Source organism: Paenibacillus sp. NAIST15-1, assembly GCF_001894745.1.
Taxonomy (GTDB): domain Bacteria; phylum Bacillota; class Bacilli; order Paenibacillales; family Paenibacillaceae; genus Paenibacillus_B; species Paenibacillus_B suaedae.
The window spans coordinates 1-18,362 of sequence record NZ_BBYF01000025.1 but is presented as its reverse complement, the minus strand read 5'-3'; the positions used below and the strand labels follow the sequence as shown (position 1 = coordinate 18,362).

The following is an 18,362-nucleotide window of genomic DNA, read 5'->3' as shown; positions in this document are numbered from 1 at the left end:
AACAACATGTCCCGTATTGGTCGCAAACCAATTGAGGTACCAGGTGGCGTAACTGTCACTTTGGAAAACCACGTTATTACAGTAAAAGGACCGAAAGGAACTTTGACTCGTGAACTTCACAAAGACATGAAAGTGTCTGTAGAAGAGAACGTCATTTCCGTAGAACGTCCTTCTGAAAATAAACTTCATCGTTCGTTGCACGGTACAACACGCAGCGTAATCAACAACATGGTTAGCGGAGTAACTGATGGTTTCTCCAAAACCCTTGAGTTGGTCGGTGTAGGTTACCGTGCAAACAAATCCGGCGACAAGCTTGTCTTGAACGTTGGTTACTCCCATCCGGTTGAAATTACACCGGAAGCTGGTATTGAATTCGAAGTGCCTGCTCAAACGAAAATCATCGTTAAAGGCATTGATAAAGAGCGCGTTGGTGCTTATGCAGCGAACATTCGTGCAGTACGTGAGCCAGAACCTTACAAAGGTAAAGGTATCAAGTACGAAGGCGAACGCATCATTCGTAAAGAAGGTAAAGCAGGCAAGAAGAAGTAAGATCTTGCCTAGCTCACTTACCTTAGCAGCTTAATGGTTAAACTGAAGGGAGTGAAACAATCCGATGATTACCAAAGGCGATAAGAACAAAGCTCGGTTGAAAAGACACCTGCGTGTCCGTAAAAAAATCGAAGGTACAACGGAACGTCCTCGCTTGAACGTATTCCGTTCTTCTAAACATATTTACGCTCAACTTATCGATGACGTGAAAGGCGTAACAGTCGCTTCCGCTTCGACTATGGACAAAGAGCTTCGTGAAGATATCAAAAATGGTGGTAACGTAGAATCCGCTCGCAAAGTTGGCGAATTGATCGCAAAACGTGCGAAAGAGCAAGGATACGAGACAATCGTATTCGATCGTGGCGGTTACTTGTACCATGGACGTATTCAAGCTTTGGCTGACGCAGCACGCGAAGCTGGTCTTGAATTCTAATTTTTAATCGAAGGAGGTAAACGACTTGCGAGTTGATCCAAACACGTTAGAACTTTCTGAAAAAGTTGTTCAAATTAACCGCGTTGCTAAAGTTGTTAAAGGCGGACGTCGCTTTAGCTTTAGCGCTCTCGTGGTTGTCGGCGATGGCAAGGGCTGGGTTGGCGCTGGAATCGGTAAAGCATCCGAAGTACCAGACGCAATCCGCAAAGGTATCGAAGACGCTAAGAAAAACCTGATTCATGTTCCGTTTGTTAACACGACAATCCCTCACCAAGTAATTGGTCAGTTCGGCGCTGGTAAAGTTCTTTTGAAGCCAGCATCCGAAGGTACTGGGGTTATCGCAGGCGGTCCTGTTCGTGCCGTTCTTGAGTTGGCTGGTGTAGGCGATATCTTGACGAAATCGCTTGGTTCCTCTAACTCCATGAACATGGTTAACGCTACATTGGAAGGCTTGTCTCGTTTGAAGACAGCTGAACAAGTAGCTAAATTGCGCGGTAAAACCGTTGAAGAACTGTTAGGTTAAGGAGGGGACGAAGATGGCGAAATTGCAAATTACCCTCGTTCGCAGTCTGATCGGTCGCCCGGAAACTCATCGCCAAACGGTGAACACTTTGGGTTTGCGCAAGTTGAATCAGACGGTTGTTCATAACGACAACGTTGCGATCCGCGGAATGGTAAACCAAGTTAAACACTTGGTTGAAGTCAAAGAGATCGAAGCGTAAGGGTAAAACCATACGACTTCTGTAATCAGTTATAGATTACATGATACAATACAAAAGATTAGAGTCATAAATATTAAAGGAGGTGCGACGAACGATGAAGTTGAATGAACTTTCTCCGGCACCTGGTTCCCGCCAAACACGTAACCGTGTAGGCCGTGGTATCGCGACAGGAAACGGTAAAACATCTGGCCGTGGTCACAAGGGTCAAAATTCCCGTTCCGGCGGTGGTGTTCGTCCGGGCTTCGAAGGTGGACAAAACCCACTTTACCGTCGTCTGCCAAAACGCGGCTTTGTAAATCCAACTCGTAAAGAGTATGCGGTAGTTAACGTAACGGATTTGAACCGCTTTGAGGCTGGTACGGAAGTAACTCCGGAATTGTTGATGGAACAAGGCATCGTGAACAACCCAATGAGCGGAATCAAAGTATTGGGCAATGGCGATTTGTCCGTCAAATTGACGGTCAAAGCTAACAAGTTCTCTCAATCTGCGGTAGAGAAGATCGAGGCTGCCGGCGGTAAATCCGAGGTGATCTAATGTTCAAGACCGTATCGAATATATGGCGAGTCGAGGACTTGAGACGTAAGATTTTGTTTACGCTCATGGTTCTGATCGTTTATCGCGTCGGGTCCTTTATACCGGTCCCCGGCGTCGATACGTCGGTCTTTGCTACAGCAAGCCAAAACACGGACTTGTTCAGCATGCTGAACACTTTCTCTGGTGGTGCGCTGTTTAAATTCTCTATCTTTGCTCTAGGAATTATGCCGTACATTACGGCCTCGATCATCGTACAGCTTCTGTCGATGGACGTTATTCCGAAATTTACACAATGGGCAAAAGAAGGAGAAGTCGGCAAACGTAAGCTTTCCCAAATTACGCGCTACGGCACAGTAGTATTGGGATTGATTCAAGCTTTCGGTACGGCGATTGGGTTTAATCGCATGTACGGTGCGCAGCTGGTTCCAGGTGCAACATATGCGGATTATATCCTAATCGCGATTGTCTTGACTGCTGGTACGGCGTTCTTGATGTGGATCGGTGAACAAATCACGGAAAAGGGTATCGGCAACGGTATTTCGATTCTGATCTTCGCAGGTATCGTCGCAGCTATCCCGATTCATATTGGGGAAATTTATCGTAGTCAATTTGCCGATGCAAGCGGACAATTGTTCCTCAACATCGTCAAAATGATCGTTATCGTATTGGTTATCGTGCTGATTGTGATCGGTGTTATCTACATTCAGCAAGGGAACCGTAAAATCCCGGTACAATACGCTAAACGTGTTGTGGGTAACAAAATGTATGGTGGACAGAACACACACATTCCGCTTAAAGTAAATGGTGCAGGCGTTATTCCGGTCATCTTTGCATCTTCGCTCTTGATGTTCCCGGCTACAATTGCTCAATTCTGGGCGGATAAGCCGTGGGCTCGTTGGATCATTGAACATATGGGATTGAACAAGCCGCTGGGCATGTTCTTATACGTTCTTTTGATTATCGGGTTTACGTTCTTCTACACGTTCGTACAGTTGAATCCACAACAAATGGCAGATCAAATGAAAAAGAATGGCGGATATATCCCAGGAATTCGTCCGGGGAAAGCAACAGCAACGTACTTGACTCGAGTTATGTCTCGTATCACACTTGCAGGTGCTATCTTCCTCGCTGGCGTATCCATCTTGCCAGTGTTCTTCGGAGCACTAGCTGGATTGCCGCAATCTGTTCAAATTGGCGGTACTTCGATTCTGATCGTTGTCGGCGTTGCGCTTGACACAATGAAGCAAATCGAAAGCCAGTTGATCAAACGTCATTACAAAGGTTTCATTAATAAATAGGCAATAGGTTCCGGTGAGACCATCTAGGCTCATTGGCACCTATTGTGCTGTTCTTGTAGAGCAGAGGCTTAACGAATGGCATCGAAGCACCCCACTTCCGACGAAGTTAAGCCTGTGCTTACCATAAAGGGAGTGACATTCGATGAACATTCTATTCATGGGGCCTCCTGGGGCAGGAAAAGGAACACAGGCCGAGCGCATCGTAGAACAATTCGGCGTTCCTCATATCTCGACAGGAGACGCATTCCGCAAAGCAATTGGAGAAGGCACTCCTATCGGATTGAAGGCTAAAGAGTACATTGATCAGGGTCTGCTCGTTCCAGATGACGTGACGGTAGGCATCGTGCGAGAGCGCCTTGCACAACCTGATTGCGAGAAAGGGTTCCTTCTGGATGGTTTCCCGCGCACATTGGCGCAAGCTGAAGCGTTGAATAGCATCTTGGTAGAACTGAATCGCAGTCTTGATCATGTCATCAACCTGAGCGTTGACCGCGATTTACTGCTGGCGCGTCTTACAGGACGACGCATTTGCAAGTCTTGCGGCGCGACGTACCATGTCATCTACAACCCGCCTAAACAAGAGGGCGTTTGTGATAAGTGTCAAGGCGAGCTGTACCAACGTTCGGATGATTCCGAAGAGAAAGTCGGCACACGTCTTGATGAGTACATCAACAAAACGGCACCTTTGCTCGCATACTATGAGGACAAAGGCTTGTTGCGTCAGGTTGACGGGGAGAAGGAAATTGATACGGTCACGTCAGAAATCGTATCTTTACTGCGGGGTTAAACCATGATCATTTGTAAGTCCGAAGTGGAGTTAGGCTTCATGAGGGAAGCTGGGCGAATTGTTGCGGAAACGCATCGTCTTTTAGCGAAAACGATTGAGCCAGGGATTACCACTCTCGAGCTTGATTCGATCGCGGAATCGTTTATTCGCAGCCAAGGAGCAACACCTTCTTTCAAGGGCTACAACGGTTTTTCCGGCAGCATTTGCGCGTCAGTGAACGAAGAACTGGTTCACGGCATTCCCGGAAAGCGCAAGTTAAACGAAGGCGACATCATCAGCATCGACATCGGTGCGGAATACCGCGGATATCACGGTGACTCTGCCTGGACATATGGGGTTGGGAAGATAACGGAGGCAGCTCAGCAGCTGCTTGACGTAACGGAGCAATCACTTTATGCTGGCTTAGCGCTGGTTAAACCGGATGTACGGTTGTACACGATATCGCACGCGATTCAACGCGTGATCGAGGATGCAGGTTTTTCCGTTGTACGGGAATATGTCGGACACGGAATCGGTGCGGAGCTTCATGAAGAGCCGCAAATTCCGAACTACGGCATTCCGGATCGCGGACCACGCTTGAAACCGGGCATGGCGCTCGCGATTGAGCCGATGGTCATTGCCGGTGGGCGTCACGTCAAAACGCTCACTGACAACTGGACGGTCGTGACGGTGGACAGTTCATGGTGTGCTCATTTCGAGCATACGGTGGCTGTAACGCCGGACGGATGCGAAATTTTGACGAAGCTGGTTGAGTAGGTGAGAGGCATGAATGAATATTCCACTCCGCGTCTCGGCCAATTCGTCAAGGTTCTTCAGGGTCGTGATGAAAGCAAATATGCGGTTATCATTGATATTGAGGAGTCGCGCTACGTCAAGATAGCGGACGGAGACAAACGAAAGTTTGATCAACCAAAGCGTAAAAACTTGCTTCATCTCGAATTGCAACCTGCAATTAGCCATGAAGTTGTCCATAGTTTACACGAAAGCGGACGGGTAACGAACAGCAAGCTTCGTTATGTTATAGCGAAGTATGCTGAACAACAAGCCGCTGCACATGCTGATGAGAAAGGAGAATGACGTTGGCCAAGGAAGATGTAATTGAAGTTGAAGGTGTTGTAATTGAACCGTTGCCGAATGCAACGTTCCGTGTTGAGCTGGAGAATGGTCACCAAATTCTTGCCCACGTTTCCGGAAAGCTGCGGATGCATTTCATCCGTATCCTGACGGGGGACAAAGTGGTCGTTCAACTGTCGCCATACGATTTGAGTAAAGGTCGCATCACATATCGGAAGTAGTGCTCGGATCGTTCCGAGTCGCGCTTGCATGAACTTGCAGGCCGTTCACGCGTCAGGAAGACGGTTTGACGTGCTACTTGAGAAACTGGGAGGTATTCAGCATGAAGGTAAGACCTTCTGTTAAGCCCATTTGCGAGAAATGCAAAGTCATTCGTCGCAAAGGCAACGTTATGGTAATCTGTGAAAATCCGAAACACAAACAAAAACAAGGATAATAGAAGGGGGTGTAGCGTAAATGGCTCGTATAGCTGGTGTAGACTTGCCACGGGATAAACGCGTTGAGATCGCCTTGACATACATTTTTGGTATTGGTAAAACAACTTCTAAAAAGGTAATTGCTGAGGCTGGCGTTAACCCTGATACTCGCGTTCGCGATTTGACGGAAGATGAGGTAAACAAAATTCGTGAGCTGATTGACAAAACGGTTAAGGTTGAAGGTGACCTTCGTCGTGAGATTTCTCTGAACTTGAAGCGTTTGGTTGAAATCGGATGCTATCGTGGTATCCGTCATCGCCGTGGATTGCCTGTTCGTGGACAACGCACGAAAACAAATGCTCGTACACGTAAAGGCCCTCGTCGTACTGTAGCGAACAAGAAGAAGTAATAAGGGGGGATAAGTAGCAATGGCAAAACCAAAAAAAGTCGTACGTACTAAACGTCGTGACCGTAAAAATATTGAGACTGGTGTGGCTCATATCCGTTCCACGTTCAACAACACGATCGTGACAATCACGGATCCACACGGCAACGCAATTTCTTGGGCTAGCTCCGGCGGTTTGGGCTATAAAGGCTCCCGTAAATCTACGCCATTCGCAGCTCAAATGGCTGCTGAATCCGCAGCAAAAGCTGCTATGGAACATGGCATGAAGACGGTAGAAGTTATGGTTAAAGGCCCAGGCGCAGGTCGTGAAGCTGCCATCCGTTCTCTGCAAGCTGCAGGTTTGGAAGTTAGCATGATCAAAGACGTAACGCCAATCCCGCACAACGGCTGCCGCCCACCAAAACGTCGTCGCGTATAATGACGGCAACACCGATGCGTGTAGTATTAAGCTAGCGCCTGTTGGGAAGAATGGTTGTTTAGGCATACTGCATGAATCGACCGACCGTAGGTGTTTGACGTTAATGAACGCCAGCGACGTTTTAAGGAGGGTTATATAGTGATTGAGATCGAAAAGCCGAAGATTGAAACCGTGGAAGTCAATGAGGAAGGCACATACGGCAAATTTGTCGTAGAACCTTTAGAGCGTGGATACGGTACGACGCTGGGTAACTCCCTGCGCCGTATTCTCCTCTCCTCGTTGCCCGGTGCAGCAGTGACGTCCGTTCAAATCGACGGTGTCTTGCACGAGTTCTCGACAATCCCAGGAGTCTATGAAGACGTAACTGAGATTATCTTGAACTTGAAGGCCTTGTCGCTGAAAATCCACTCTGATGAAGAGAAAATTCTCGAAATCGATGCGGAAGGCGAAGGGGTAGTAACGGCTGGCGATATTCGAGCGGATAGTGATGTGGAAATTTTGAACCCGGATCTCCGCATTGCGACATTATCACAAGGTTCCAGACTCCATATGCGCATCTATGCGAATCGTGGACGTGGTTACGTACAAGCAGATCGCAACAAACGGGAAGATCAGCCTATCGGCGTAATTCCAGTTGATTCGATCTACACACCAATCTCGCGTGTAAACTACACAGTAGAGAACACTCGTGTTGGTCAAGTAACGAACTACGACAAGCTGATGCTTGAAGTATGGAGTGACGGAAGCATTCGACCGGAAGAAGCGGTTAGCCTCGGCGCGAAGATCCTTACAGAGCATCTGATGCTCTTCGTTGGACTGACTGACGAAGCGAAAGACGCGGAAATCATGGTTGAAAAAGAGGAAGATAAGAAAGAGAAAGTTCTTGAGATGACTATCGAAGAGCTGGATCTCTCCGTTCGTTCCTATAACTGCTTGAAACGTGCCGGCATCAATACGGTTCAAGAGCTGATTACGAAAACTGAAGAAGATATGATGAAGGTTCGCAACTTGGGCCGCAAATCTTTGGAAGAAGTTCAAGAGAAGCTCGAAGAACTCGGATTGGGCTTACGCATGGAAGACTAAACGGGACTTGGCATAGAAGGAGGGGAAATAGCAATGGCATACCAAAAGTTGGGTCGTGACTCTAGCGCGCGTAAAGCTTTGTTCCGCGACATGGTTACTGACTTGTTCTTATATGAGCGCATCCAAACAACTGAAGCGAAAGCGAAAGAAGTTCGTTCCATCGCTGAGAAGTTGATCACGTTGGCGAAGCGCGGTGACTTGCATGCTCGCCGTCAGGTAGCAGCATTCGTTCGTCGCGAAACGTTGAACGGTGAACAAGATGCAATCCAAAAGCTGTTCTCGGAGCTTGCACCACGTTACGCAGAGCGTCCAGGTGGCTACACACGTATCATGAAACTGGGACCACGCCGTGGCGACTCCGCGCCTATGGTTTATTTGGAACTGGTTGACCGCGTGTAATTGCGGTTGCAGAATACGTTCAATACGTCGTGTAACAGCGTCGTAAAAAGAAGGCTCCCATGAGGAGCTTTTCTTTTTAACTGTGTTAGGATTGGAGCCAACTTCTGTTGGCTTCCTGTCTTGACTCTTGCAATGATTCCAATTATGAATTTATGTGCTATATATTTCATGTGGTGAATGAATGCAAGAATACGCAATGCAGCGGCTGTCTTTATGCGAATAGAGATAGTGGCGACTGCCTGTTCACAGAGCAGTGAATGAAAGGAGACTTCATGCGTAACGTAGGAATGCTTGTAAGTTACGATGGAACAGCTTACAGCGGTTTTCAGATACAGCCGAATGAAGACACGATACAGGGTCGTATTGAGCAAGCTATCAAGATGCTGACGAATGAATCCATAAGCATTCATGCTTCGGGTCGGACAGATGCAGGGGTGCATGCTTACGGCCAAGTATTTCACTTCATGACCGAATCGGCGATTCCGATTGACCGGTGGACGATTGCGATCAATTCGCGTTTGCCGGATGACATTGTCATCCGTGAGACGTGGGAGGCGCCATTGTCATTCCATTCTCGTTACTCGTCGAAGCGGAAGACATACCGCTACTCCATCATTGCAGAGCGGAAACCGGATGTATTCCGGAGGTTAACCGAGTTCTTTTACCCGAAGCCTCTGGATGTCCGTGCAATGCAAGAAGCCATTACTCATATAGTAGGGGAACATGACTTTACTTCGTTTACTTCTCCAAAGTCAACGAAGGTGAGTAATGTCCGTACGATCTATGACGCCCACATCGAATATGAACCGAGCGTAACGGGGGAAGAAGGCCGCGGTCGCATTCATATCGTAGTGACAGGCAATGGTTTCTTATACAATATGGTTCGCATCATTGCAGGCACACTGATACGGGTGGGCCAGGGTAAGCTTGCACCGCATGACATCCCACGCATCTTGGAAGCGAAGAATCGACAAGTGGCAGGTCCATTGGCGGTTCCGCATGGATTGATGCTGTGGAGCGTGGAATACGGTGGCGAAGAGCGACTTGAGTCCATAAACAACGTATCCGAGTGAATCGAAATATTTTCTTGCAATATGCCCTAATCTATTGTAAAATAACATTTGTGTTTCTTTAGGCTTTCCCACAGCCCCCCAAAGAAATCACACTGCAGATTGCAGTTCATGAATGAAAATCAACGATTGAATGAATATACACAAGCTAGACAGGAACGAATGTTATTAAGGAGGATATTTCATGCGTACCACTTACATGGCGAAGCCAGCTGACGTTGAGCGCAAATGGTTCATTATCGACGCTGAAGGCAAGACACTTGGCCGCTTGGCGAGCGAAGCAGCTGCACTTATTCGCGGCAAACACAAACCAACTTTCACGCCACATGTTGACGGCGGTGATTTCGTTGTTATCATCAACGCTGAGAAAATCGTGTTGACAGGTAAGAAATTGACTGACAAGAAATACTATCGTCACTCCCACTATCCAGGCGGTTTGAAAGTGACATCTGCACAAGAAATGTTGAACAACAAGCCAGAGCGTATGATCGAACTTGCTGTTCAAGGGATGTTGCCTAAGACTCGCATGGGTAACAAAATGAAGCTTCGCGTTAAAGCATATGCAGGCGCTGAGCATCCACATCAAGCACAACAACCTGAAGTTTACGAACTTCGCGGATAATAAATAAAGGGAGGACAGTTTCATGGCACAAGTACAATACTATGGGACAGGTCGTCGTAAGCATTCCGTAGCGCGTGTTCGCCTTGTACCAGGCGAAGGCCGCATCGTGATCAACAAACGTGACCTTAATGAATACTTTGGTTTGGAAACATTGAAGCTTATCGTGAAGCAACCATTGAACCTTACAGAAACACTCGGTAAATACGACGTGTTGGTATTGGCTCATGGCGGCGGTATCTCCGGTCAAGCAGGCGCAATCCGTCACGGCATTTCCCGTGCATTGCTCAAGGCTGACCCTGAGCTTCGTCCAGCTTTGAAAAAAGCAGGATTCTTGACTCGCGACCCTCGTATGAAAGAGCGTAAGAAATACGGTCTTAAAGCAGCTCGTCGCGCACCTCAGTTCTCCAAACGTTAAGATTGGATTACCGAACATACAGCCCTTTCTTGGCCCTTGGCCAAGGAGGGCTTTTTTGTATGTTAAGACCTGCTCTGGAATCTGCATACACTCCACATTTCCCGCACCTAGGACATTTAGCCGGAATAGGCTGTAATCATATGTCTATCTCTTTGTAAATTTCGAATTGACAAAGCAAAGAAACGATCTATAATTATTAATTATACAAAACATACCAAAATACTAGGAATAAAAGGTGAGTATGTGGAGGATGCAAAAATGAATTTATTGGAGAAAGAGGCTCTTGTTCATGAGAAGGCGGAGCAATATGAGCAGTCCAATCCGGAAGAGGTAATCGCTTGGGCTGTTAAGGCGTTCCCGAATATTACGTTTGCTTGTAGCTTTGGAGCGGAGGATGTTGTGCTTGTAGACATGCTGCAGCGGATCAGTCCTTCGACCGATATTTTTTACCTGGATACGGATTTTCACTTTCAAGAAACATACGAGACGAGAGATCGCATTACGGAGCGTTATAGTTTAAACTTTGTACGCGTCACCCCGCAACTTACCCCTGAAGAGCAATCCGAGACATACGGTGATGAATTGTGGCTTAGTAATCCCAACAAATGCTGCAATCTGCGTAAAGTCGAACCACTCACTGGCATTCTAAGCAAATATGATGCATGGATTACCGGTATTCGAAGAGATCAAGCCCCAACACGAGCCAATACACGAAAAGTAGAATACGACTCGAAATTCGGCCTCATCAAATTCAATCCATTAGCTGCTTGGACATCAGAAGATGTATGGAACTATATCCGCACTAACGATATCATTTATAACCCCCTACATGACCAAGGATATCCCAGTATAGGATGCTCCTATTGTACGCGCGCCGTTCAAGCAGGTGAAGATCCAAGGGCTGGACGTTGGTCAGGATCAGCGAAAATAGAATGTGGGCTCCACAAGTAATAAGTGCGTGGGTACCATTTGATTTGCTAATAAAGAATGGTACTATTTCCACATGCAGAGGAGAGGTGCTAAGAAGATGTCAACAATTGAGCCTCACGGAGGTACACTGATCAATCGAATGGTTCCAGAAGACGAGAAGGAGCAGAAGCGCAATGAAGCGGCAGCTCTGCCGCGCATATCGCTCGATGCACGTACATTATCGGATATCGAAATGATAGGGGTAGGTGCTTTTTCTCCCCTAGAAGGATTTATGAATGAAGATGACTATAAAAGTGTTGTAGACCAGATGAGATTGGCGAATGGAACGGTATGGAGCTTACCTATTACACTGGCAGTCTCGGATGAAGCAGCTAAGAAGCTCAACATAGGAAGCCCAGCTGCGCTTGTTGGGGAAGAAGACGGGGAACTGTATGGGGTTATTGAAATAGAGAGCATATACCAGGCTGATTTACTGCATGAAGCAGAACAAGTGTACAGAACGATGGATACAGCACATCCAGGAGTGGAGAAGCTGCTAAAGCGTCCTTCTACATATGTGGGAGGCAAAGTATCTGTATTGGGGCGCAGGCAGCCGGAGCAATTTTCCCAATATTATTTTGATCCTGTGGAGACGCGGCAATTGTTTGCGGACAGAGGCTGGAGAACTGTTGTTGGTTTCCAAACACGAAATCCGGTGCATCGTGCTCATGAGTACATCCAGAAGAGTGCGATGGAGATTGTAGATGCTCTATTTCTAAATCCGCTTGTAGGGGAAACGAAGTCTGATGACGTCCCGGCTGATGTGCGTATGCGCAGTTATGAAGCGCTACTTGCGAATTATTATCCAGAGAATCGCGTGTTTCTTGGGGTATTCCCAGCTGCGATGCGTTATGCAGGGCCAAGGGAAGCTGTATTCCATGCCATTGTGAGAAAAAACTACGGTTGCACCCACTTCATTGTTGGCCGAGACCATGCAGGTGTGGGCGATTATTATGGCACGTATGACGCCCAGCATATCTTCAGCACCTTCGAACCCGAAGAATTGGGGATTCAGCCGTTATTCTTCGAGCACAGCTTCTACTGTAAGACATGTGGAGGTATGGCCTCCAGCAAGACCTGTCCTCATGATGCAACCCATCATTTGACCCTATCCGGAACGAAGGTGCGTGCGCTATTGCGTGACGGTACATGTCCACCTCCAGAATTCTCAAGACCTGAGGTGGCACGCATCCTGATCGAAGGCATGGCACACTCAACAACTGCCCAAAAGTAATTGAATATAGAGGAACCTGTGGATCGTTAACGTATATTTGTCCACCTCGTCCCATATAGATGATTAGAAGTCTTTATGGAGCGGAGGTGGGCTTTTTTTGTGAAAAAGGTAAATTGGGAACAAAGCCGTCAGAAGCGAAGACATACGTCAATCTTATGGATACCACTGCGAAATGTCCGTCGCTGGTTAATAAGTTTATGCTTGCTGCTTCTAGTCGTTGTTGTGATGACGATGGAGATGCCGGTATCGAAGACATGGACCTATTGGTCCATTCCTCTATCGGGCAGAGTGATTGCTATCGACGCAGGGCATGGTGGAGTAGATGGCGGGGCTGTTGGTCGCGAGGGGTTATTAGAGAAGGACATTAACCTAACGATTGCACTACTTCTTCGTGATTACTTGCAGCAAGCTGGGGCTATTGTGGTCATGACCCGGGAAGGGGACTATGATTTGGCGGATAAGGACACTAAGGGATACTCCCGCAGGAAGGCAGAGGACTTGAAGAAGCGTGTTGGTTATATCGAGGAGAAGAAAGCGGATGTTGTCATTAGCTTGCATATGAACAGCGTACCTTCTTCTCGCTGGAGTGGAGCACAGGCTTTCTATACGAATCGCCATCCGGATAATGAACAGCTTGCGAAGTGGATTCAAGCTGAAATTCGTACGAATCTGGCCAATACGGATCGGGAGGCCAAGCCTATAGATCGGAAGCTCTATTTTATGGATCATATTTCGATCCCAGCTGTGTTGGTGGAGTCAGGCTTCTTATCGAACCCAGAAGAGTCACGGAGTCTGGCGAATGAAGAATATCAGCGGAAGCTAGCTGCATCGATCTACAAGGGAATTCTGCGATATATTGCAGGAGAAAAAACTGGAAAATGATGACCTTGTGCTATAATAGAAACGGTTACATAGTGACCGATCTGAACTTCATAGGAGACGAGGTGCCATCATGACGACGAAAGAAGAAGTGCTGCAAGCACTGCAGGGCTTGCAAGAACCAGTGTCGGGACAAGACATGACAAGCCTTCATTGGATTCGCGATATGATGATTAAGGAAGATGAAGTGAAGCTGACGGCAATCGTAGCGCCACAAGCAGCAGATGCAGCCGCTAGAGAGGCGCTAGTCGGACAGATTAAGGAGCGTCTAGCAGCAATTGAGCTGCACAATGTATATGTTCGTACTCGCATCGCATCTGAAGCTGAGCTGAGTGCAGCTGGAATAGCGGTACAAAGCGGGCAATCAGCAACCGATCATGCGGGTAATGGCCGTGATCCCCAAGAAGGGAGTGCTCCTCGTGGACACGGTGCTGGATTAGAACAGCATCCTATCTTGGAACCGGCATCTGGAGTGAAATTTATCGCAATTGCCAGCGGCAAAGGTGGAGTTGGCAAATCGACAGTGACCGTGAACCTTGCGGTTGCGCTCGCTCGTCTCGGCAAACGTGTTGGCCTAATAGATGCAGACATATATGGATTCAGTGTACCTGACATGATGGGGATTGAAGACCGCCCTGTCGTTGTAGACAACTATATCATTCCACAGGAGCGCTTCGGAGTGAAGGTGATGTCCATGGGTTTCTTCGTAGAGGACAATAGTCCGGTCGTATGGCGCGGTCCAATGCTTGGCAAGATGCTGCGGAATTTCTTCCAAGAAGTGCAGTGGGGGGAGCTTGATTACATGCTTCTTGACTTGCCTCCAGGTACGGGGGATGTAGCCTTGGATATTCACCAAATGATACCGCATAGCCAAGAGATCATCGTAACGACACCACATGCGACAGCTGCCTTCGTTGCGGCTCGAGCAGGCACAATGGCCATTCATACGAAGCATGAGATTATCGGTATCGTCGAAAATATGTCCTATCTGGAATGCGGTTCTTGTGGCGAGAAGCAATATGTATTTGGACGAGGGGGCGGTGCTAAGCTGGCAGATGAGCTTCATGTTGACCTGCTTGCGCAGCTTCCGCTCGGCGCTCCAGACAATCATCCTGCAGAACCGGATTATGCTCCTTCTGTATATAAGGCGGATTCGTCAATTGGCAAGCAATTCGATGAGTTGGCGGCTGCCGTTGATGCGAAGATGCAAGTTGTGCAGGCCTAACAATGTCGGAGAGGCCTCATCATGAGTGCCTCTCCATAAGTGAGGAATAGAGGGGGAAAGAGTGGGCTCCTAGCCTTCTCCACTACCACCTTCTTCTTCCGATCCACCCTCACTCTCACCGCCTTGCTTCTCCTTTTCCCCACCTTTTTTCTTTCCTTCCTTTTCTTTTTCTTTTTCTTTTTCCTTCGGCTGCAATTCTTCTTTAACGACCTTCCCTAATAAGTCCATGATTTCAAGCTTAAATATAGGGCTATTCAAAGCATCTTTCATTACAGTCTGTAGTTGTTTGCGATACTCTGGTGTCTTCATCATATCCAAATAAGACTTCATCATGTCTGGAGATTTAACAATGTCACCAAAGTCCTTCTGATACTCTGGGTCTTTCATTAAAGTCTTCAGGATTTGTTTGTTTTCCTTGCTTACCGCCTTGGCGAATTCCCCAGCAAACTTCGGATCTTTCATTACTTTATCGAGGACTTTCTCATAATCGGGTGATACAAGTGTATCCTTAACTGCCGTTCGGATCTGCTCCTGCTGCTGCATATTTAATGATTGGGCTTGCATGCCGCCTCCGCCAGATGGACCGGATTGGATCGCCTTCTGCGCTTCCTCTGTCTTTAAAATATCGACAACCATCGTTTTAACTTCTTTATAATCGAGATTACTGCTTTGTGTGGGCTGCTCCATGCCGCAAGAGGTCAACAGCACGATTACGACGAAACTGACGATCGCAAGTTTGCCCAGTGGTGCCTTCATAACAGCTTCGCTCCCTTCTGTCCATGTCCTCACGCGTAGTATGTGGAGGAAATTATGAATTATGTTTGACAATGATAGTTTTTTGCTGAGAACATTGGTAAAATAATGAACATTGCGGAGGTGGAGCACCATGAATTTGAAAAAATGGTCTTATTTATTTTGGACGACTACGTGTATTGGTGGGGCAATCAGTCTCGTCATTGGCCTCGCATTACAGGTATTTCAAGGGGAAATGGGCAATTTTAGAGGGCCAGTGGATATTTTGCTTAATGTGCTTCAGTTAATCTTGAGCGGATGTATGATCAGCGTCTATTCGCAGATGGGATTCTTCGCATATCTGACGTTGAACTATATTGCTATTGGCTTGTTCAAGAAGGGATGGCCGTATGTTCAGGTATTATTGACCGTGATTGCACTACTCGATCTAATGTTCCTGCGCATGCTTCTGGGAAACAAGCCAGAAGGAGTACGTGGAGGGGGATACGAGGATATCGTGCTGGGTTTAGTTGTCCTAGTGCTTGCTGTAGCTGTTACTTATTGGAAAGTAAAGGCGACAAATGCGACAGCTCTCATTCCTACCTTATTCTTCATGATTGCAATCACCACAGTGGAGACACTGTCGGCACTTAACATTGGAAATATGGCTACCTGGTTCGTATACATACCGCTCGCAATATGCAATGCGTATCAAATCTTGATGCTGCATCGATTGGTGGGCACAGCAAAAAGCTGACGGAAATCCGTCAGCTTTTTTGTATACCTTTACATCTATTACATGCCTACTGCATTTTGCAAATGTTCCATCATCGTTGCTTGATCCTGAATCGTTTTGCTCTTCATTTCCGTTTGTTGAATCAGCTCAGAGACCGTAACGAACTCATATCCCTTTGCGGACAATTGATCCAGAATGGTCGGCAAGGCGAGATGGGTTTGCTTGCATGAATCACTAGCGTGCATGAGAATAATGTCTCCAGGATGTGCTTTACTAACGACGCGGTTCACGATCGTTTCAACCCCGGGATTTTTCCAATCCAATGAGTCGGTATCCCATTGTATGACCTTGTAATTCAGACTGTTAGCAATTTGCAGGACGCGCTTGTCAAAGTCACCGTTCGGCATACGAATCAGATTCGGTGCTTTCCCTGTAACTTCAGATAGAATATTGTGGGCTGCCTGAATCTGCTTACGTATCTCTTCATCGCTCATGCTGCTGTAATTGTCATGCTTGTGGCCGTGACTTCCAATCTCGTAGCCAGCAGCCTCAATTTTCTTCACGAGGTCACTATGCGTCTTGCTCCAAGGGGAGGAGAGGAAGAACGTTGCTTTTTTTACACCCTTCTCCTGCAAGATCTGCAAAATTGGCTCAACTCGTGTATCCCCCCAGCTAATATCGAACGTGAGGGCGAGCATCTTTTTATCAGTTGGGACGCTGTAGATAGCGGAAGGGCTGCTGCCTTCTGAAAATACGGTAATATTGTCACTCTCTACGTAAACGACGCCAGCGGCGAATAGCATTGCAATTGCAAGTACAAATACACGCTTTATTTTCTTGCCGCTAAATACATAAAAGTAATTATTCATACCAAGGCTGCTCCTCTCGTAACGTTTTGAATGGGGCGAATTAGGGTGGTACGTTGCTGCCTAATACTAATGCCCGTCGACAAGCTGCAGCTTGTCATGCTTGTTTACTACACTGTATGCTGAGTGTATGGAATTATGTCTGCAAGTCAGTCTGAAAGGAGGAGTGTACAATATGCTTCGATTCTCATCGTGGTGGAATACGCTGAAGCAGCTGCGTTGGTATCTCATTGCCGCTGTGTTGCTGTTTGCTGTAGGGTATGTGCTTGGCAATCAGTGGAGCGGGTTTGAGGGCTTCATCATGGAGCAGCTCAAGGGGATTCAAGGTATGCGGGATCAATTGATGCAATCTGATAATCAAGAATTGTCTTTCTTCGTATTTATTTTCTATAACAATGCGATTAAGGCTGTCATGATCATGTTTGCTGGGATCGTATTAGGGATCGTACCAGCGGGGTTCCTTATTATTAATGGAATGGTGATCGGATTGCTGCTGCGAATTATGGAATCGCAGGGTCTTGATTTAGCAAGCACGATTATTAAGGGTATACTTCCGCATGGAATACTTGAAATTCCTGCAATTCTAATTGCCGGTGCTTATGGAATGAGATTTGGTATCTTAATCTTGCAGCGATTCTTCAGCAGACGTATGCGTGCTGAGGGGCCAACGATTATGGATTGGATAAAGCAGACTGGAGCAGGGGTGGTATGGGTAACCGCAATGCTGCTAGTTGCCGCTATTATTGAGAGTACCGTAACTTTCTGGTTGATGAATGGTTAACTAGATAAACGAATCCGCGCCTCCCTGTGATAAAACAGCTCAAAAATGAGCATAACAGTAAAGCGGCACCATTCTTTCTGTAATTGAACAGAAGCGGGTGCGAGTTACTTCCCTATAAGCAGACACTCTAGAGTGTTAAGCAGTGGGGAAGTAAGCGTTATGTTCGAAGACAGGGGTATTGTCGTCAAGGGAGGATGCGGACAGTTATGCTAGGATTTTTGTTCAATGAGAGAGAATGTAAAGAATTGAGCTATATGCTGCGCAAGGAATTGGATGAGATGCTATTTGATTTAAGCGATAAGCGATTAGAGGCTGAAATACGGGATGCGATTTCGAAGCGTTACCGTACCGTATTTCGCATGTACGCGCGAATTGCATCACCTAAAGAACTGTCCAAGTATGCTAGAAATCATCGGAATGTTACTATGTAATAAAAAAGTTTTAAAAAAGTGTTGACGTGTTTTCGAATATATGATAAATTATTTTTCGTTCCCTTCTGAACGACTTCGAGATGAAGCGAGCGGGAACAACAATCATAACGAACGGTTGAAAAAAACATTTTAAAAAAGTGTTGACATCAACTGAACGAAATGATAAGATATAAAAGTCGCCGCTGACAAAGCGGTGAGAAAAAGAAAGTAACTAAGAGATTGGTTACTGACTGAGATTGTTCTTTGAAAACTGAACAACGAGCAACGTTTGTGAATGAGGTA

At 46.8% G+C, this 18,362-nt stretch carries 27 protein-coding genes; 25 read left to right on the top strand and 2 right to left on the bottom strand.

Going from position 1 to position 18,362, the window contains the following annotated elements; all coding sequences use genetic code 11:
* The first annotated feature begins 6 nt into the window (after window positions 1-6).
* From rplF to PBN151_RS28365, 22 genes are all read left to right on the top strand, one after another.
* The gene (gene rplF / locus PBN151_RS28470) at window positions 7-549 is read left to right on the top strand and encodes a 50S ribosomal protein L6 (RefSeq protein ID WP_021252448.1); all 543 of its coding nucleotides are present in this window, start codon (window positions 7-9) and stop codon (window positions 547-549) included.
* Between the two features lie 64 nt (window positions 550-613).
* Window positions 614-982 (top strand): 50S ribosomal protein L18, encoded by a 369-nt coding sequence (gene rplR, locus PBN151_RS28465; protein ID WP_021252447.1) that lies wholly within the window; start codon window positions 614-616, stop codon window positions 980-982.
* Window positions 983-1,007: 25 nt separating this feature from the next.
* Window positions 1,008-1,505 (top strand): 30S ribosomal protein S5, encoded by a 498-nt coding sequence (gene rpsE, locus PBN151_RS28460; RefSeq protein ID WP_021252446.1) that lies wholly within the window; start codon window positions 1,008-1,010, stop codon window positions 1,503-1,505.
* Between the two features lie 13 nt (window positions 1,506-1,518).
* A complete protein-coding gene (gene rpmD / locus PBN151_RS28455) occupies window positions 1,519-1,704 on the top strand; it encodes a 50S ribosomal protein L30 (protein ID WP_005544529.1) in 186 nt (61 codons plus the stop codon).
* 94 nt (window positions 1,705-1,798) lie between these two features.
* Window positions 1,799-2,239, top strand: a complete 441-nt coding sequence (gene rplO / locus PBN151_RS28450; protein WP_021252445.1) for a 50S ribosomal protein L15 — start codon at window positions 1,799-1,801, stop codon at window positions 2,237-2,239.
* A complete protein-coding gene (gene secY, locus PBN151_RS28445; RefSeq protein ID WP_065291715.1) occupies window positions 2,239-3,537 on the top strand; it encodes a preprotein translocase subunit SecY in 1,299 nt (432 codons plus the stop codon). The genes rplO and secY overlap by 1 nt, the downstream gene beginning before the upstream one ends.
* A 142-nt stretch (window positions 3,538-3,679) precedes the next feature.
* Window positions 3,680-4,324, top strand: a complete 645-nt coding sequence (locus PBN151_RS28440; protein WP_021252443.1) for an adenylate kinase — start codon at window positions 3,680-3,682, stop codon at window positions 4,322-4,324.
* A 3-nt stretch (window positions 4,325-4,327) separates the two neighbouring features.
* Entirely contained in the window at window positions 4,328-5,080 is a 753-nt protein-coding gene (gene map / locus PBN151_RS28435; protein ID WP_021252442.1) for a type I methionyl aminopeptidase, read from the top strand.
* Window positions 5,081-5,089: 9 nt separating this feature from the next.
* Window positions 5,090-5,401: a KOW domain-containing RNA-binding protein gene (locus tag PBN151_RS28430; protein WP_021252441.1), complete on the top strand. Its 312-nt coding sequence runs from the start codon at window positions 5,090-5,092 to the stop codon at window positions 5,399-5,401.
* Between the two features lie 2 nt (window positions 5,402-5,403).
* Window positions 5,404-5,619 (top strand): translation initiation factor IF-1, encoded by a 216-nt coding sequence (infA, locus tag PBN151_RS28425; protein WP_005544522.1) that lies wholly within the window; start codon window positions 5,404-5,406, stop codon window positions 5,617-5,619.
* 101 nt (window positions 5,620-5,720) lie between these two features.
* Window positions 5,721-5,834 carry a 50S ribosomal protein L36 gene (gene rpmJ, locus PBN151_RS28420; RefSeq protein ID WP_003333770.1) on the top strand — a complete coding sequence of 38 codons (114 nt, stop codon included), beginning with the start codon at window positions 5,721-5,723 and terminating at the stop codon, window positions 5,832-5,834.
* A 20-nt stretch (window positions 5,835-5,854) separates the two neighbouring features.
* Complete coding sequence (gene rpsM / locus PBN151_RS28415) at window positions 5,855-6,223, top strand: 30S ribosomal protein S13 (RefSeq protein WP_005544507.1); 369 nt, start codon at window positions 5,855-5,857, stop codon at window positions 6,221-6,223.
* Window positions 6,224-6,242: 19 nt separating this feature from the next.
* On the top strand, window positions 6,243-6,638 hold the full coding sequence (gene rpsK / locus PBN151_RS28410) for a 30S ribosomal protein S11 (protein ID WP_021252440.1): 396 nt from the start codon (window positions 6,243-6,245) through the stop codon (window positions 6,636-6,638).
* A 138-nt stretch (window positions 6,639-6,776) separates the two neighbouring features.
* Window positions 6,777-7,721 (top strand): DNA-directed RNA polymerase subunit alpha, encoded by a 945-nt coding sequence (locus PBN151_RS28405; protein WP_021252439.1) that lies wholly within the window; start codon window positions 6,777-6,779, stop codon window positions 7,719-7,721.
* Between the two features lie 33 nt (window positions 7,722-7,754).
* A complete protein-coding gene (gene rplQ / locus PBN151_RS28400; RefSeq protein ID WP_021252438.1) occupies window positions 7,755-8,120 on the top strand; it encodes a 50S ribosomal protein L17 in 366 nt (121 codons plus the stop codon).
* A gap of 272 nt (window positions 8,121-8,392) precedes the next feature.
* A complete protein-coding gene (truA, locus tag PBN151_RS28395; protein WP_065291713.1) occupies window positions 8,393-9,193 on the top strand; it encodes a tRNA pseudouridine(38-40) synthase TruA in 801 nt (266 codons plus the stop codon).
* A gap of 181 nt (window positions 9,194-9,374) precedes the next feature.
* The gene (rplM, locus tag PBN151_RS28390) at window positions 9,375-9,812 is read left to right on the top strand and encodes a 50S ribosomal protein L13 (protein ID WP_005544500.1); all 438 of its coding nucleotides are present in this window, start codon (window positions 9,375-9,377) and stop codon (window positions 9,810-9,812) included.
* A gap of 22 nt (window positions 9,813-9,834) precedes the next feature.
* Window positions 9,835-10,227 carry a 30S ribosomal protein S9 gene (rpsI, locus tag PBN151_RS28385; protein WP_005544499.1) on the top strand — a complete coding sequence of 131 codons (393 nt, stop codon included), beginning with the start codon at window positions 9,835-9,837 and terminating at the stop codon, window positions 10,225-10,227.
* A 258-nt stretch (window positions 10,228-10,485) separates the two neighbouring features.
* On the top strand, window positions 10,486-11,178 hold the full coding sequence (locus tag PBN151_RS28380; protein WP_072732026.1) for a phosphoadenylyl-sulfate reductase: 693 nt from the start codon (window positions 10,486-10,488) through the stop codon (window positions 11,176-11,178).
* A 76-nt stretch (window positions 11,179-11,254) separates the two neighbouring features.
* A complete protein-coding gene (sat, locus tag PBN151_RS28375) occupies window positions 11,255-12,430 on the top strand; it encodes a sulfate adenylyltransferase (RefSeq protein ID WP_072732025.1) in 1,176 nt (391 codons plus the stop codon).
* A gap of 99 nt (window positions 12,431-12,529) precedes the next feature.
* Window positions 12,530-13,312 carry an N-acetylmuramoyl-L-alanine amidase CwlD gene (gene cwlD / locus PBN151_RS28370; RefSeq protein ID WP_021256081.1) on the top strand — a complete coding sequence of 261 codons (783 nt, stop codon included), beginning with the start codon at window positions 12,530-12,532 and terminating at the stop codon, window positions 13,310-13,312.
* A gap of 70 nt (window positions 13,313-13,382) precedes the next feature.
* Window positions 13,383-14,534 (top strand): Mrp/NBP35 family ATP-binding protein, encoded by a 1,152-nt coding sequence (locus tag PBN151_RS28365; protein ID WP_072732024.1) that lies wholly within the window; start codon window positions 13,383-13,385, stop codon window positions 14,532-14,534.
* 69 nt (window positions 14,535-14,603) lie between these two features.
* On the opposite strand, the gene gerD is transcribed toward PBN151_RS28365, so the two are convergent.
* Window positions 14,604-15,290, bottom strand: a complete 687-nt coding sequence (gene gerD / locus PBN151_RS28360) for a spore germination lipoprotein GerD (RefSeq protein WP_072732023.1) — start codon at window positions 15,288-15,290, stop codon at window positions 14,604-14,606.
* Window positions 15,291-15,420: 130 nt separating this feature from the next.
* Here gerD and PBN151_RS28355 point away from each other — a divergent pair, with 130 nt between their 5' ends.
* Complete coding sequence (locus tag PBN151_RS28355; RefSeq protein WP_072732022.1) at window positions 15,421-16,023, top strand: KinB-signaling pathway activation protein; 603 nt, start codon at window positions 15,421-15,423, stop codon at window positions 16,021-16,023.
* Window positions 16,024-16,061: 38 nt separating this feature from the next.
* On the opposite strand, the gene pdaB is transcribed toward PBN151_RS28355, so the two are convergent.
* Window positions 16,062-16,871, bottom strand: a complete 810-nt coding sequence (gene pdaB / locus PBN151_RS28350) for a polysaccharide deacetylase family sporulation protein PdaB (protein WP_021256085.1) — start codon at window positions 16,869-16,871, stop codon at window positions 16,062-16,064.
* Between the two features lie 172 nt (window positions 16,872-17,043).
* Here pdaB and PBN151_RS28345 point away from each other — a divergent pair, with 172 nt between their 5' ends.
* Together PBN151_RS28345 and PBN151_RS28340 are read left to right on the top strand one after the other, a co-directional pair.
* A complete protein-coding gene (locus PBN151_RS28345; RefSeq protein ID WP_072732021.1) occupies window positions 17,044-17,649 on the top strand; it encodes a stage II sporulation protein M in 606 nt (201 codons plus the stop codon).
* Window positions 17,650-17,855: 206 nt separating this feature from the next.
* The gene (locus tag PBN151_RS28340; RefSeq protein ID WP_021256087.1) at window positions 17,856-18,080 is read left to right on the top strand and encodes a hypothetical protein; all 225 of its coding nucleotides are present in this window, start codon (window positions 17,856-17,858) and stop codon (window positions 18,078-18,080) included.
* Window positions 18,081-18,362: the final 282 nt, after the last annotated feature.